This window comes from Stutzerimonas chloritidismutans (genome assembly GCF_038562055.1).
In the GTDB taxonomy this organism is placed as follows: Bacteria; Pseudomonadota; Gammaproteobacteria; order Pseudomonadales; family Pseudomonadaceae; genus Stutzerimonas; species Stutzerimonas chloritidismutans_A.
In genome coordinates, this window is record NZ_JBCFXD010000028.1 from 1 (window position 1) to 15,926 (window position 15,926).

General features: G+C 56.8%; 12 protein-coding genes, 1 tRNA gene and 1 pseudogene. All 14 read left to right on the forward strand.

Annotation, left to right across the window (positions count from 1 at the left end):
• A pseudogene (locus AAGW23_RS21780) lies at positions 1–147 on the forward strand (elongation factor Tu); the annotation flags it as partial.
• Between the two features lie 52 nt (positions 148–199).
• Positions 200–275 (forward strand) — tRNA-Trp (locus AAGW23_RS21785).
• 42 nt (positions 276–317) lie between these two features.
• Complete coding sequence (gene secE, locus AAGW23_RS21790) at positions 318–686, forward strand: preprotein translocase subunit SecE (RefSeq protein ID WP_148926961.1); 369 nt, start codon at positions 318–320, stop codon at positions 684–686.
• A gap of 9 nt (positions 687–695) precedes the next feature.
• A complete protein-coding gene (nusG, locus tag AAGW23_RS21795) occupies positions 696–1,229 on the forward strand; it encodes a transcription termination/antitermination protein NusG (RefSeq protein WP_019342058.1) in 534 nt (177 codons plus the stop codon).
• A gap of 111 nt (positions 1,230–1,340) precedes the next feature.
• The gene (gene rplK, locus AAGW23_RS21800; RefSeq protein ID WP_102838134.1) at positions 1,341–1,772 is read left to right on the forward strand and encodes a 50S ribosomal protein L11; all 432 of its coding nucleotides are present in this window, start codon (positions 1,341–1,343) and stop codon (positions 1,770–1,772) included.
• Entirely contained in the window at positions 1,772–2,467 is a 696-nt protein-coding gene (gene rplA / locus AAGW23_RS21805) for a 50S ribosomal protein L1 (protein ID WP_102838133.1), read from the forward strand. The genes rplK and rplA overlap by 1 nt, the downstream gene beginning before the upstream one ends.
• A 209-nt stretch (positions 2,468–2,676) precedes the next feature.
• Positions 2,677–3,177 carry a 50S ribosomal protein L10 gene (gene rplJ, locus AAGW23_RS21810; RefSeq protein WP_342408322.1) on the forward strand — a complete coding sequence of 167 codons (501 nt, stop codon included), beginning with the start codon at positions 2,677–2,679 and terminating at the stop codon, positions 3,175–3,177.
• A gap of 77 nt (positions 3,178–3,254) precedes the next feature.
• Positions 3,255–3,623: a 50S ribosomal protein L7/L12 gene (rplL, locus tag AAGW23_RS21815; protein WP_102838131.1), complete on the forward strand. Its 369-nt coding sequence runs from the start codon at positions 3,255–3,257 to the stop codon at positions 3,621–3,623.
• 221 nt (positions 3,624–3,844) lie between these two features.
• Positions 3,845–7,915 carry a DNA-directed RNA polymerase subunit beta gene (gene rpoB, locus AAGW23_RS21820; RefSeq protein WP_342408323.1) on the forward strand — a complete coding sequence of 1,357 codons (4,071 nt, stop codon included), beginning with the start codon at positions 3,845–3,847 and terminating at the stop codon, positions 7,913–7,915.
• Positions 7,916–7,980: 65 nt separating this feature from the next.
• Complete coding sequence (gene rpoC / locus AAGW23_RS21825) at positions 7,981–12,180, forward strand: DNA-directed RNA polymerase subunit beta' (protein ID WP_102838129.1); 4,200 nt, start codon at positions 7,981–7,983, stop codon at positions 12,178–12,180.
• Between the two features lie 140 nt (positions 12,181–12,320).
• The gene (gene rpsL, locus AAGW23_RS21830) at positions 12,321–12,692 is read left to right on the forward strand and encodes a 30S ribosomal protein S12 (RefSeq protein ID WP_003291416.1); all 372 of its coding nucleotides are present in this window, start codon (positions 12,321–12,323) and stop codon (positions 12,690–12,692) included.
• A gap of 97 nt (positions 12,693–12,789) precedes the next feature.
• A complete protein-coding gene (gene rpsG / locus AAGW23_RS21835; protein ID WP_045430600.1) occupies positions 12,790–13,260 on the forward strand; it encodes a 30S ribosomal protein S7 in 471 nt (156 codons plus the stop codon).
• Positions 13,261–13,290: 30 nt separating this feature from the next.
• Positions 13,291–15,393, forward strand: a complete 2,103-nt coding sequence (gene fusA / locus AAGW23_RS21840; RefSeq protein ID WP_342408324.1) for an elongation factor G — start codon at positions 13,291–13,293, stop codon at positions 15,391–15,393.
• Positions 15,394–15,423: 30 nt separating this feature from the next.
• Positions 15,424–15,926 (forward strand): GTP-binding protein (locus AAGW23_RS21845; RefSeq protein WP_342408325.1); only part of this gene is annotated, 503 nt, incomplete at its 3' end.

Here is a 15,926-nt window from a genome sequence, read left to right on the forward strand (position 1 = left end):
GGCGTTGAGATGGTAATGCCGGGCGACAACATCAAGATGGTTGTCACCCTGATCGCTCCGATCGCCATGGAAGATGGCCTGCGCTTCGCGATTCGCGAAGGCGGCCGTACCGTTGGTGCCGGCGTGGTTGCCAAGATCATCGAATAATCGATTGATCTGATCTATTCGGGCCGGCATAATAGTCGGCCTGACTCTTGTTAGGCCAGTAGCTCAATTGGCAGAGCGGCGGTCTCCAAAACCGCAGGTTGGGGGTTCGATTCCCTCCTGGCCTGCCAAATTCAATATCGAGTTTGGCAGTATTTACAGGGTTCTAGCAGATGAATGTCAAAGCAGAAGCCAAAGACTCGCGCTTCGATCTGGTGAAGTGGCTTGTTGTGGCTGCTTTGGTGGTCGTGGCTGTGGTGGGTAATCAGTATTATGCCGCCGAGCCTATTCTGTACAGAGTTCTTGCTCTGCTCGTGTTTGCTGTTGTCGCTGCGTTTGTGGCGCTGCAGACGTCTAAAGGTCGTTCTTTCTTCATTCTTTTGAAAGAAGCGCGAGTCGAGATCCGAAAAGTCGTCTGGCCGACCCGTCAAGAAACCACTCAGACCACACTTATTGTCGTTGCGGTCGTGCTGGTGATGGCGCTGCTGTTGTGGGGGCTCGATTCCCTGCTCGGTTGGCTGGTTTCCATGATTGTAGGTTAAGGGTGTCCCGTGGCTAAGCGTTGGTACGTCGTTCATGCTTACTCGGGTTACGAGAAGCACGTGATGCGCTCGCTGATCGAGCGCATCAAGCTTGCCGGCATGGAGGATCATTTCGGCGAGATTCTGGTTCCCACTGAAGAAGTGGTCGAAATGCGTAACGGTCAGAAGCGCAAGAGTGAGCGCAAGTTCTTTCCGGGTTACGTTCTTGTTCAGATGGATATGGCAGAAGGCGCTTGGCACCTGGTGAAGGATACGCCGAGAGTGATGGGCTTCATTGGTGGTACAGCTGACAAGCCCGCGCCGATCACTGACAAGGAGGCAGAGGCGATCTTGCGTCGCGTTGCAGACGGTAGCGATAAGCCGAAGCCGAAGACTCTGTTTGAACCCGGTGAGGTCGTGCGTGTTGCTGATGGTCCGTTTGCTGATTTCAATGGTGTTGTCGAAGAAGTGAACTACGAGAAGAGTCGCATCCAAGTTGCGGTGCTCATCTTTGGCCGTTCAACGCCGGTAGAGTTGGAGTTCAGTCAGGTCGAAAAGGTCTAGCTGAAATAGAATCCTGTACCCCGCAGCTGATGGTTGCGGGGTTTTGTTGTCACTGGGATATTCAAGTGATCAGGGGAGCCGAAAGGCGTTAGCACCCAGAATGGAGTATTTATGGCTAAGAAGATTCAAGCTTATATCAAGCTTCAGGTAAAGGCCGGTCAGGCCAACCCGTCGCCGCCAGTTGGCCCGGCATTGGGTCAGCATGGTGTCAACATCATGGAATTCTGTAAGGCGTTCAACGCTCGTACTCAAGGTCAGGAGCCAGGTCTGCCAACACCGGTAATCATTACCGTATATAGCGACCGCAGCTTCACCTTCGAGACCAAGAGTACGCCAGCTGCAGTTCTGCTGAAGAAGGCTGCTGGCATCAGCAGTGGTTCTGCTCGCCCGAATACTCAGAAAGTCGGCACTGTTACCCGTGCTCAACTTGAAGAGATTGCGAAAACCAAGAATGCCGATTTGACCGCTGCTGATCTGGATGCGGCTGTGCGCACCATTGCCGGCTCTGCCCGCAGCATGGGCCTGAACGTGGAGGGTGTGTAATGGCTAAGCTGACCAAGCGCCAGAAGACTTTTGCTGAAAAAATCGAAGCGGGCAAGCAGTACTCGTTCGAGGATGCCGCCACTTTGTTGGCTCAGCTGTCCGCAGTAAAGTTCACCGAGTCCTTTGATATCGCTATTAACCTCGGTGTTGATCCGCGTAAATCCGATCAGGTTGTGCGTGGCGCTACCGTTCTGCCTAACGGCACCGGCAAGACCGTTCGCGTCGCCGTGTTCACGCAAGGGCCGGCCGCAGAGGCTGCTCTGGCTGCAGGTGCTGATCGCGTTGGTATGGATGAACTGGCTGCCGAAATGAAAGGCGGCGACCTGAACTATGACGTCGTTATCGCTTCGCCGGATGCCATGCGCGTAGTTGGCCAGCTGGGTCAGATCCTCGGTCCTCGCGGCCTGATGCCAAACCCGAAGGTCGGTACCGTTACGCCAGACGTTGCGACTGCCGTAAAGAATGCGAAGGCCGGTCAGGTGCGCTTCCGTACTGACAAGAACGGTATCATTCATACCTCGGTCGGCAAAGTCGGTTTTGAAGCTGGTCAGTTGAAGCAGAACGTCGAAGCGCTGCTGTCGGACCTCAAGCGTCTGAAGCCGTCCACTTCCAAAGGTATCTATGTCAAGCGCGTTACCCTGAGCACCACTATGGGGCCAGGCTTGATCATCGATCAGGCGTCGCTCGAGGCTTAAAGCATATGGCGCCCTGCTTGGCAGGGCGCGACATATTGGGGTCCCTGCCTGGCGGGGGCTATCCAAGACCGTAGGCGACGCAAGTCTTAAACCGTAGAAGCTCTGCTTTTCAGGCCTACGCAGAGGTGCTCCCGATTCGTACCGAATCAGACACCAAAACCCGTCCAGTTTCGATTGGGCGAACCGGTAACATCCAGGAGTAAGAACCCGTGGCAATCAAACTCGAAGACAAGAAAGCCATCGTCGCTGAAGTCAACGAGGCTGCCAAAGCTGCCCTGTCCGCTGTCGTGGCTGATGCCCGTGGCGTGACTGTGGGGGCCATGACCGGACTCCGTAAAGAGGCCCGCGAAGCAGGTGTATATGTACGTGTAGTACGTAATACCCTGCTGCGCCGCGCTGTTGAAGGCACTCAGTACGATGTGCTCAATGACGTGTTCAAAGGCCCGACCCTTATTGCTTTCTCCAATGAACATCCGGGCGCTGCTGCTCGCATCTTCAAGGAGTTTGCCAAGGGTCAGGATAAGTTCGAGATCAAGGCAGCCGCATTTGAAGGTCAGCTCATTGCAGCCAACCAGATCGACGTTTTGGCAACTCTGCCGACCTATGGTGAGGCGATTTCCCAGCTGATGAGCGTGATGCAAGGCGCTACCAGCAAGCTGGCTCGTACATTGGCGGCCGTTCGCGACCAGAAAGAAGCAGCCGCGGCCTAACGCGCGCGCAGCATTTTTCGATTTTCTTTTGAATTAGATGGCCGCAGGCCGTCAACCATATACAGGAATTTAGAGTCATGGCTCTGACCAACGAAGACATCATCAACGCCGTTTCTGACATGTCCGTGATGCAGGTTGTTGAACTGATCAAGGCAATGGAAGAGAAGTTCGGTGTTACCGCTGCAGCTGCTACCGTCGCTGCTGCCGGCCCGGCTGCTGCCGCTGCTGAAGAGCAGACTGAATTCAACGTCATGCTGCTGGAAGCTGGCGAAAAGAAAGTAAACGTGATCAAGGCAGTTCGCGAGCTGACCGGTCTGGGCCTGAAAGAAGCCAAGGCAGTCGTTGATGGCGCCCCAGGCGTGGTCAAGGAAGGCGTTTCCAAGGACGAAGCCGAAGCTGCTAAGAAAGCCCTGGAAGAAGCAGGCGCTAAAGTCGAGCTTAAGTAAGCGCGACCTTGCGTCTACAGCCGAAGCAACTCGCGTAAGGCTGATGGCTGGTGGCTTTTGCCACCGGCCTTTTTCCGTTATAGCTGCCTGTTGAGTATTCGGCAGTTTGAACGGAAGACAACCGCTCCGGTGGGCGGTGCGAATCACAGGATTCGCAAGATTTTCTGGCTGCTCCCGTCGGGAGAGGCCAAACAAGCAGGTGACCAAGCTGGGGAACGCTGATGGCTTACTCATACACTGAGAAAAAACGAATCCGCAAGGACTTTAGCAAGTTACCGCACGTGATGGACGTGCCGTATCTTTTGGCCATCCAGCTGGATTCGTACCGCGAATTCCTGCAGGCGGGAGCGACCAAGGATCAATTCCGCGATATTGGCTTGCATGCAGCCTTCAAATCCGTTTTTCCGATAATCAGCTATTCCGGCAATGCGGCGCTGGAGTATGTCGGCTATCGCCTGGGCGACCCGGCCTTTGACGTAAAGGAATGCGTGTTGCGCGGCGTGACTTTTGCCGTACCGCTGCGGGTAAAGGTTCGCCTGATCATCTTTGATAAAGAATCGTCCAGCAAGGCGATCAAGGATATCAAGGAACAAGAAGTCTACATGGGGGAAATCCCCCTGATGACCGAGAACGGTACCTTCATCATCAACGGTACCGAGCGCGTTATCGTGTCTCAGTTGCACCGTTCTCCAGGTGTCTTCTTCGATCATGATCGTGGCAAGACCCACAGCTCCGGCAAGTTGCTGTATTCCGCGCGTATCATTCCGTATCGTGGTTCGTGGCTGGACTTCGAGTTCGATCCGAAGGACGCGGTTTTCGTGCGTATCGACCGTCGCCGCAAGCTGCCTGCCTCGGTGCTTCTGCGAGCGTTGAATTACGGCACCGAAGAAATCCTCGATGCGTTCTACGACACCAACGTGTTCCACGTTAAGGGCGAAACGCTAAGCCTTGAGCTGGTTCCGCAGCGTTTGCGCGGCGAAATCGCCTCGTTCGATATCACCGACGAGAACGGCAAAGTGATCGTTGAGCAGGGTCGCCGCATTACCGCGCGCCATATCAATCAGCTCGACAAGTCCGGTATCAAAGCGCTCGACATGCCTATGGACTACGTCCTGGGGCGCACCACGGCGAAGGCTATCGTGCATCCGGCGACTGGAGAAATCATTGCTGAATGCAACACCGAGCTGACCGTAGAAGTGTTGGCCAAGTTGGTCAAGGCGCAGGTTGTTCGGTTCGAGACCTTGTATACCAACGACATCGATTGTGGTCCGTTCATTTCCGACACGCTGAAAATCGATTCGACAACCAACCAGCTCGAAGCGCTGGTCGAGATCTATCGCATGATGCGTCCTGGCGAGCCGCCAACCAAGGACGCTGCCGAGACGCTGTTCAACAATCTGTTCTTCGCATCAGAACGCTACGATCTGTCGGCCGTGGGCCGGATGAAGTTCAACCGCCGTATCGGTCGTACCGAGATCGAAGGTTCGGGTGTTCTCAGTCGCGAAGACATCGTTGCAGTATTGAAGACGCTGGTCGACATTCGTAACGGCAAAGGTGTAGTCGACGATATCGACCACCTGGGCAACCGTCGCGTCCGCTGTGTGGGCGAGATGGCTGAGAATCAGTTCCGTGTCGGCCTGGTGCGCGTAGAGCGTGCGGTCAAGGAACGTCTGTCGATGGCCGAAAGCGAAGGCTTGATGCCGCAGGATCTGATCAACGCCAAGCCGGTTGCGGCGGCGGTGAAGGAATTCTTCGGCTCCAGCCAGCTGTCACAGTTCATGGACCAGAACAACCCGCTGTCGGAGATCACGCACAAGCGTCGTGTTTCCGCGCTCGGACCGGGCGGTCTGACCCGTGAGCGCGCAGGCTTTGAAGTGCGCGACGTACACCCGACCCATTACGGCCGTGTGTGCCCGATCGAGACCCCGGAAGGTCCGAACATCGGCTTGATCAACTCGTTGGCGGCGTATGCCCGTACCAATCAGTACGGCTTCCTGGAAAGTCCGTACCGCGTTGTTAAGGAAGGCGAAGTCACCGACGAGATCGTGTTCCTGTCGGCGATCGAAGAAGCGGACCATGTGATCGCGCAGGCCAGCGCCAAGCTGGACGGCCGCAAGTTGGTCGACGAGCTGGTTGCTGTTCGTCATCAGAACGAATTCACGGTCAAGGCGCCGGAAGACGTGACCCTGATGGACGTATCGCCAAAGCAGGTCGTATCCGTTGCTGCTTCGTTGATTCCATTTCTCGAGCACGACGACGCCAACCGCGCGTTGATGGGCTCGAACATGCAGCGTCAGGCCGTACCGACGCTGCGTTCGGATAAGCCGCTGGTCGGCACCGGGATGGAGCGCAACGTAGCCCGTGACTCCGGCGTTTGTGTTGTTGCTCGTCGTGGCGGCGTGATCGATTCGGTCGACGCAAGCCGTGTGGTCGTGCGTGTGCATGATGCGGAAGTTGAAACCGGTGAAGCCGGTGTCGACATCTACAACCTGACCAAGTACACCCGCTCCAACCAGAACACCTGCATCAACCAGCGTCCGCTGGTGAGCAAGGGTGATGTGGTCGAGCGCGGCGACATCATGGCAGACGGTCCGTCCACTGACATGGGCGAGTTGGCGCTCGGGCAGAACATGCGCGTCGCGTTCATGCCCTGGAACGGCTACAACTTCGAAGACTCCATCCTCCTGTCGGAGCGTGTGGTTCAAGAAGACCGTTTCACCACCATCCACATTCAGGAACTGACTTGCGTTTCTCGTGACACCAAGCTCGGCCCAGAAGAGATCACGGCGGACATTCCGAACGTGGGCGAAGCTGCGCTGAACAAGCTGGACGAGGCGGGCATCGTTTACGTTGGTGCTGAAGTTGGTGCGGGCGACATTCTGGTAGGCAAAGTCACGCCGAAAGGCGAAACCCAGCTGACGCCAGAAGAAAAGCTGCTACGTGCCATCTTCGGTGAGAAGGCTTCTGACGTTAAGGACACCTCCCTACGCGTGCCGACCGGCACCAAGGGTACTGTCATCGACGTGCAGGTGTTCATTCGTGACGGTGTTGAGCGTGACTCCCGTGCGCTGGCTATCGAGAAAATGCAGCTAGATGAGATCCGCAAGGACCTCAATGAAGAGTTCCGTATCGTCGAAGGTGCGACATTTGAGCGCCTGCGTTCCGCTCTTGTTGGCGCGACTGTCGAGGGTGGTGCCGGTCTCAAGAAGGGCGCCGTCATCACTGACGAGATGCTCGACGGTCTTGAGCATGGGCAGTGGTTCAAGCTGCGCATGGCCGAAGACGCACTGAACGAGCAGCTGGAAAAGGCGCAGGCCTATATTTCCGACCGCCGTCAGCTTCTCGACGATAAGTTCGAAGACAAGAAGCGCAAACTGCAGCAGGGCGATGACCTGGCGCCAGGCGTACTGAAGATCGTCAAGGTTTACCTGGCGATCAAGCGTCGCATCCAGCCCGGCGACAAGATGGCGGGTCGTCACGGTAACAAAGGTGTCGTCTCGGTCATCATGCCGGTTGAAGACATGCCTCACGATGCCAACGGCACACCTGTAGACATCGTGTTGAACCCGCTGGGCGTACCTTCGCGTATGAACGTCGGTCAGATTCTCGAAACCCACCTGGGCCTTGCCGCCAAGGGTCTGGGCGAGAAGATCAACCGCATGCTGGAAGAGCAGCGCAAGGTCGCGGAGCTGCGCAAGTTCCTGAACGAGATCTACAACGAGATCGGTGGCCGTCAGGAAAATCTGGACGAGTTCAGCGACCAGGAAGTGCTGGATCTGGCCAAGAACCTGCGCGGTGGCGTACCGATGGCAACCCCGGTATTCGATGGTGCCAAGGAGCGTGAGATCAAGGCCATGCTGAAGCTGGCGGATCTACCGGAAAGCGGCCAGATGCAGCTGTTCGATGGTCGGACAGGGAACAAGTTCGAGCGTACGACCACCGTCGGTTACATGTACATGCTCAAGCTGAACCACCTGGTCGACGACAAGATGCACGCGCGCTCCACTGGTTCCTATAGCCTGGTCACCCAGCAGCCGCTGGGTGGTAAGGCGCAGTTCGGTGGTCAGCGTTTCGGGGAGATGGAGGTCTGGGCCCTGGAGGCGTACGGTGCCGCCTACACCCTGCAGGAAATGCTCACGGTCAAGTCGGACGACGTGAACGGACGGACCAAGATGTACAAGAACATCGTGGACGGCGATCACCGTATGGAGCCCGGCATGCCGGAATCCTTCAACGTGTTGATCAAAGAGATCCGCTCGCTCGGTATCGACATCGATCTGGAAACCGAATAACCACGCACCGCCTAAGCGGCGCCCGGCATCAGCCGGGTGGCGCCGGTCCGTGAGGAGGAAAGGCCTTGAAAGACTTGCTGAATCTGTTGAAAAACCAGGGTCAAATCGAAGAGTTCGATGCCATCAAGATTGCATTGGCTTCGCCCGAGATGATCCGTTCCTGGTCCTTTGGTGAGGTCAAGAAGCCAGAGACCATCAACTACCGTACGTTCAAGCCCGAGCGTGATGGCCTGTTCTGCGCCAAGATCTTTGGCCCGGTCAAGGATTACGAGTGCCTGTGCGGAAAGTACAAGCGCCTTAAGCATCGTGGCGTGATCTGCGAGAAGTGCGGTGTGGAAGTCGCTTTGGCGAAGGTTCGTCGTGAGCGCATGGCGCACATCGAACTGGCTTCCCCAGTTGCTCATATCTGGTTCCTGAAGTCGCTGCCGAGCCGTATCGGGCTGCTGCTGGACATGACCCTGCGTGACATCGAGCGCGTGCTCTATTTCGAGAGCTACGTGGTGATCGATCCGGGCATGACAACGCTTGAAAAGGGCCAACTGCTCAATGACGAGCAGTACTTTGAAGCGCTCGAAGAATTCGGTGACGATTTCGACGCCCGTATGGGGGCCGAGGCCGTGCGCGAGTTGCTGCACGAAATCGACCTGGAGCACGAGATCGGTCGCCTGCGCGAAGAGATTCCGCAGACCAACTCGGAAACCAAGATCAAGAAGCTGTCCAAGCGTCTGAAGCTGATGGAAGCCTTCCATGGATCGGGCAACCTGCCGGAGTGGATGGTGCTTACCGTTCTGCCGGTATTGCCGCCGGATCTGCGCCCGCTGGTTCCGCTGGATGGTGGCCGCTTCGCGACTTCGGATCTAAACGATCTGTATCGCCGGGTGATCAACCGTAACAACCGTCTCAAGCGCCTGCTCGATCTGTCGGCGCCCGACATCATCGTGCGCAACGAAAAGCGCATGCTGCAGGAAGCCGTTGACGCGCTGCTGGACAATGGTCGTCGTGGTCGCGCCATCACTGGCTCGAACAAGCGTCCGCTGAAGTCCTTGGCCGATATGATCAAGGGCAAGCAGGGTCGTTTCCGTCAGAACCTGCTCGGCAAGCGTGTGGACTACTCCGGTCGTTCGGTTATTACCGTTGGCCCGACCCTGCGCCTGCATCAGTGCGGTCTGCCGAAGAAGATGGCCCTCGAGCTGTTCAAGCCGTTCATTTTCGGCAAGCTGGAAATGCGTGGCATGGCGACCACCATCAAGGCTGCCAAGAAGATGGTCGAGCGCGAACTGCCTGAAGTCTGGGACGTTCTGGCCGAAGTTATCCGTGAACATCCCGTGTTGCTCAACCGTGCACCGACGCTGCACCGCTTGGGTATCCAAGCGTTCGAGCCGGTCCTGATCGAAGGTAAAGCCATCCAGCTGCACCCGTTGGTCTGCGCCGCTTACAACGCCGACTTCGACGGTGACCAGATGGCCGTTCACGTGCCGCTGACGCTGGAAGCCCAGCTCGAAGCGCGCGCGCTGATGATGTCGACAAATAACATCCTGTCGCCGGCAAACGGTGAGCCGATCATCGTGCCGTCGCAGGACGTGGTTCTGGGTCTGTACTACATGACCCGTGAAGCCATCAATGCCAAAGGCGAAGGGCGGGTATTCGCTGACCTGCAGGAAGTCGACCGCGTGTTCCGCGCCGGCGAGGCGTCCCTGCATGCCCGCGTCAAGGTTCGTATCAACGAGACCATCAAGGATCGCGACGGCTCGATCACCAAGAACACTCGCATCGTCGACACCACTGTCGGCCGCGCGTTGCTGTTCCAGGTGGTTCCGGCCGGCCTGGCATTCGACGTGGTCAACCAGCCGATGAAGAAGAAGGCGATCTCCAAGCTGATCAACCTGTGCTACCGCACGGTCGGCCTGAAGGACACCGTCATCTTTGCTGACCAGCTGATGTATACCGGTTTCGCCTACTCGACCATTTCCGGTGTCTCCATCGGCGTGAACGATTTCGTAATCCCTGATGAGAAGGCACGCATCATCGATGCTGCTACCGAGGAAGTGAAGGAAATCGAATCGCAGTACGCCTCAGGCCTGGTAACCCAGGGCGAGAAGTACAACAAGGTTATCGACCTCTGGTCGAAAGCCAACGACGAAGTCTCCAAGGCGATGATGGCCAACCTCTCGAAAGAGAAAGTCATCGATCGTGACGGTAACGAGGCCGAGCAGGACTCGTTCAACTCGATGTACATGATGGCCGACTCTGGAGCGCGGGGTTCTGCGGCCCAGATCCGCCAGCTGGCCGGTATGCGTGGTCTGATGGCCAAGCCGGACGGCTCTATCATCGAGACGCCGATCACCGCGAACTTCCGTGAAGGTCTGAACGTACTCCAGTACTTCATCTCCACTCACGGTGCTCGTAAAGGTCTGGCGGATACCGCTCTGAAGACCGCTAACTCCGGTTACCTGACCCGTCGTCTGGTTGACGTGGCGCAGGATCTGGTAGTTACCGAGGTCGACTGCGGTACCGAGCAGGGTCTGTTTATGACCCCGCACATCGAGGGCGGCGACGTGGTCGAGCCGCTGGGCGAGCGCGTGCTGGGTCGTGTCATTGCGCGTGATGTACTCAAGCCGGGCAGCGAAGAAGTACTGGTGCCAGCTGGAACATTGGTTGACGAGCAGTGGGTTGACTTCATTGAGCTCAACAGCATTGACGAAGTTGTGGTTCGCTCGCCGATCAGCTGTGAAACACGCTATGGCATTTGCGCCAAGTGTTATGGCCGCGATCTTGCTCGCGGGCATCAGGTGAACATCGGTGAGGCAGTGGGCGTTATCGCTGCGCAGTCGATTGGTGAGCCGGGTACTCAGCTGACGATGCGTACCTTCCACATCGGTGGTGCGGCCAGCCGGACCTCTGCCGTCGACAACGTCATGGTCAAGAATGGCGGCACCATCCGCCTGCATAACCTGAAGCACGTCGAGCGTGCTGACGGCGCGCTGATTGCGGTGTCCCGTTCCGGTGAGCTGGCGGTGGCCGACGACTTCGGTCGTGAGCGCGAGCGTTACAAGCTGCCTTACGGCGCCGTTATCTCCATCAAGGAAGGCGACAAGGTTGACGCGGGCGCGGTCGTGGCCAAGTGGGATCCGCACACTCACCCGATCGTCACCGAGATGAAGGGTGTCGTGACCTTCGTTGGCATGGAAGAAAACATCACCATCAAGCGTCAGACCGATGAGCTCACCGGCCTGACCAACATTGAAGTGATGGATCCGAAGGATCGCCCAGCTTCGGGCAAGGATATTCGTCCTGCGATCAAGATGGTGGATGCGAACGGCAAGGAACTGCTGCTGCCAGGAACAGATGTTCCCGCTCAGTATTTCCTGCCAGCCAACGCTCTGGTCGGTGTAGCTGACGGTGCCGAGATCAATGTGGGTGACGTTATTGCACGTATCCCGCAGGAAACCTCGAAGACCCGTGACATCACCGGTGGTCTGCCGCGCGTCGCCGACCTCTTCGAAGCGCGTCGTCCGAAAGAGCCGTCGATCCTGGCTGAAATCAGCGGCACCATCTCCTTCGGTAAGGAAACCAAGGGCAAGCGTCGCCTGGTTATCACGCCGACCGATGGTACCGATCCGTACGAAGAGCTGATTCCGAAATGGCGTCACCTCAACGTGTTCGAAGGTGAACAGGTGAACAAGGGTGAGGTTATCTCGGACGGCCCGAGCAACCCGCACGATATCCTTCGTCTGCTGGGCGTAAGCGCGCTGGCCAAGTACATCGTCAACGAGATTCAGGACGTGTACCGCCTGCAGGGCGTGAAGATCAACGACAAGCACATCGAGACCATCCTGCGTCAAATGCTGCGCAAGGTCGAAGTGGCGGAGTCCGGTGATTCGAGCTTCATCAAGGGTGACCAGATGGAACTCACCCAGGTGCTGGAGGAGAACGAGCGTCTCTCTGCGGATGACAAGTTCGGCTCGAAGTACATCCGTGTACTCCTTGGCATCACCAAGGCCTCGCTGTCTACCGAGTCGTTCATTTCGGCGGCATCCTTCCAGGAAACCACCCGCGTCCTCACCGAGGCTGCGGTGACTGGCAAGCGCGATTATCTGCGCGGGCTGAAAGAGAACGTGGTCGTGGGTCGCCTGATCCCGGCCGGTACCGGTCTTCAGTATCACAGCGAGCGCAAGCGCAAGCGTGATGCTGAAAAACCGGTTCGCGTGAGTGCCGATGAAGTAGAAGCGGCGCTGACCGAGGCGCTCAATTCGAGCGGTAGCTGATTGGCGGTCTGCCCCGGCGTAAGTCGGGGCGCGCCTTGACGGTGGACAGGAAGCTCTTTAGACTCTTGTACCCCTAATTTGGCGGGGCCTTGCGCTCTGCCATTTTCGTTTGTGTCGAAAGACAACAGTGGAGCTAGTAGATGGCAACGATCAACCAGCTGGTACGCCAGCCGCGCAAGCGCGTCGTCGAGAAAAGCGACGTCCCTGCGCTGCAGAACTGCCCGCAACGCCGTGGCGTGTGCACTCGTGTGTACACCACCACGCCAAAGAAACCGAACTCTGCACTGCGTAAGGTATGCCGCGTTCGTCTGACCAACGGTTTTGAAGTCGCCTCCTACATTGGTGGTGAAGGTCACAACCTGCAAGAGCACAGCGTCGTGCTGATCCGTGGCGGTCGTGTAAAAGACCTTCCGGGTGTTCGCTACCACACTGTGCGCGGTTCGCTGGATACCTCAGGTGTCAAGGATCGTAAGCAGGGCCGTTCGAAGTACGGCGCCAAGCGTCCGAAGTAATCAGCATTTTTATTTATTTGAGTCGATAAGAGTAAGGTCGGGCGTAACTCGTTGTTATCGTCCCGGGCTAACCTGAAGACCGTTTGAGGGCTTATCAATGCCAAGACGTCGTGTAGCAGCCAAGCGCGAGATCCTTGACGATCCGAAGTACGGAAGTCTGATTCTCGCCAAGTTCATGAACCACGTGATGGAAAGCGGCAAGAAGGCCGTGGCCGAGCGTATCGTTTATGGGGCCTTGGAAAAGGTCAAGGAACGCAAGAACAGCGACCCCCTGGAAATCTTCGAAAAAGCACTCGACGCCATCGCTCCGCTGGTCGAAGTGAAGTCCCGCCGCGTAGGTGGTGCGACTTACCAGGTTCCGGTCGAAGTTCGTCCGTCCCGTCGTAATGCTCTGGCCATGCGCTGGCTGGTAGATGCTGCGCGTAAGCGTGGTGAGAAGTCCATGGCCCTGCGCTTGGCGGGTGAGCTGTCGGATGCATTTGAAGGTAAAGGCGCTGCTGTGAAGAAGCGTGAAGACGTGCACCGTATGGCTGAAGCCAACAAGGCCTTCTCGCACTACCGCTTCTAATTTTCAGCGTCATCAATTTGCGAGGGCTTTATGGCTCGTACTACCCCGATTAACCGCTACCGTAATATTGGTATCGTCGCTCACGTGGATGCTGGTAAAACCACCACCACTGAGCGCGTCCTTTTTTACACTGGCGTAAACCATAAAATGGGCGAGGTGCATGACGGCGCCGCGACCATGGATTGGATGGTGCAGGAGCAGGAACGTGGTATCACTATCACCTCTGCTGCCACTACCGCTTTCTGGGCTGGTTCCGAGAAGCAGTTTGACAAGCATCGTTTCAATATCATCGACACTCCCGGTCACGTTGACTTCACCATCGAAGTTGAGCGCTCGCTGCGCGTACTCGATGGTGCGGTCGTGGTGTTCTGTGGTACTTCGGGTGTTGAGCCGCAATCGGAAACCGTTTGGCGTCAGGCTAATAAGTACGGTGTTCCGCGTTTGGTCTATGTCAACAAGATGGACCGTGCTGGCGCCAATTTCCTACGTGTGGTTGCGCAGATAAAGCAGCGTCTGGGTCATACTCCCGTTCCGATTCAGCTCGCCATTGGTGCAGAAGATAACTTCCAGGGCCAGATTGATCTGATCAAGATGAAGGCCATCTACTGGAATGATGACGACAAGGGCATGACCTTCCGTGAGGAGGAGATCCCTGCCGAGCTTCAAGATCTGGCTGATGAGTGGCGCAGCAACATGGTCGAGGCTGCTGCCGAAGCGACTGAGGAGCTGATGAACAAGTACCTTGAGGGTGAAGAGCTCACCACCGAGGAAATCAAGTCTGCTCTGCGTCAGCGCACAATCGCTGGTGAAATCGTTCTGGCTGTCTGTGGTTCGTCGTTCAAGAACAAGGGTGTTCCTCTGGTTCTCGATGCGGTTATCGATTATCTCCCTGCGCCAGCTGACATTCCGGCGATCAAGGGTACCGATATCGATGACGAAACCATCGAGATGGAGCGTCACGCGGATGACGCTGAGCCTTTCTCGGCGCTGGCGTTCAAGATCGCGACCGACCCCTTTGTTGGTACGCTGACCTTCGCTCGCGTTTATTCGGGTGTCCTGAACTCCGGTGACGGTGTTCTGAACTCGGTGAAAGGCAAAAAAGAGCGTGTCGGTCGTATGGTGCAGATGCATGCGAACAGCCGCGAAGAGATCAAGGAAGTTCGCGCCGGTGACATCGCTGCCCTGATCGGCATGAAGGATGTCACTACTGGTGACACGCTCTGCGCTTTGGATAAGCCGATCATTCTGGTGCGTATGGACTTCCCTGAGCCGGTTATTTCGGTGGCGGTTGAGCCGAAGACCAAGGATGACCAGGAGAAGATGGGTATCGCGCTGGGCAAGCTTGCCCAGGAAGACCCCTCGTTCCGCGTCAAGACTGATGAAGAGACCGGTCAGACCATTATCTCGGGTATGGGTGAGTTGCACCTCGATATTCTCGTCGACCGTATGCGTCGTGAGTTCAACGTCGAAGCCAACATCGGTAAGCCGCAGGTTTCTTATCGTGAGAAAATCACGAAGTCCTGTGAGATCGAAGGCAAGTTCGTTCGCCAGTCTGGCGGTCGCGGTCAGTTCGGTCACTGCTGGGTGCGCTTTGCGCCGGCAGATGAGGGTCAAGAAGGCCTGCAGTTCGTCAATGAGGTAGTTGGTGGTGTTATTCCGAAGGAATACATCCCTGCTATTCAAAAGGGCATCGAAGAGCAGATGAAGAACGGCGTCGTCGCCGGCTATCCGCTGATCGGCCTGAAGGCGACTGTGTTCGATGGCTCCTACCATGACGTCGACTCCAACGAGATGGCGTTCAAGGTTGCGGCTTCCATGGCGACCAAGCAGCTGTCCCAAAAGGGCGGCGCCGTAGTGCTTGAGCCGATCATGAAGGTCGAGGTGGTAACGCCTGAGGACTACATGGGTGACGTGATGGGCGACCTTAACCGTCGTCGCGGTCTGATCCAGGGTATGGAAGATACGGTATCCGGCAAGGTCATTCGTGCCGAGGTTCCGCTGGGTGAGATGTTCGGTTATGCAACCGACGTCCGCTCCATGTCTCAGGGTCGCGCCAGCTACTCCATGGAATTCTCGAAATACTCCGAGGCTCCGTCGAACATCGTCGAAGCTATCGTTAAAAAACAAGGTTGATTCAGCCCTTTAAGTAAGAGGTTTACTGTCGTGGCTAAAGAAAAATTCGAACGTAACAAACCGCACCTGAACGTCGGTACCATTGGTCACGTCGACCATGGCAAAACCACGCTCACCGCAGCACTGACCAAGGTCTGTGCTGAAACTTGGGGCGGCTCTGCGCGTGACTTCTCGCAGATCGACAACGCGCCGGAAGAGAAGGCTCGTGGTATCACCATCAACACCTCTCACGTTGAATATGATTCCTCGATCCGTCACTACGCACACGTTGACTGCCCAGGCCACGCTGACTATGTGAAGAACATGATCACCGGTGCTGCGCAGATGGACGGTGCGATCCTGGTTTGCTCGGCGGCTGACGGTCCGATGCCGCAGACGCGTGAGCATATCCTGCTGTCTCGTCAGGTTGGCGTTCCTTACATCGTGGTCTTCCTGAACAAGGCGGACATGGTGGATGACGCTGAGCTGCTTGAGCTGGTTGAGATGGAAGTGCGTGACCTGCTGTCGACCTACGACTTCCCGGGTGACGACAC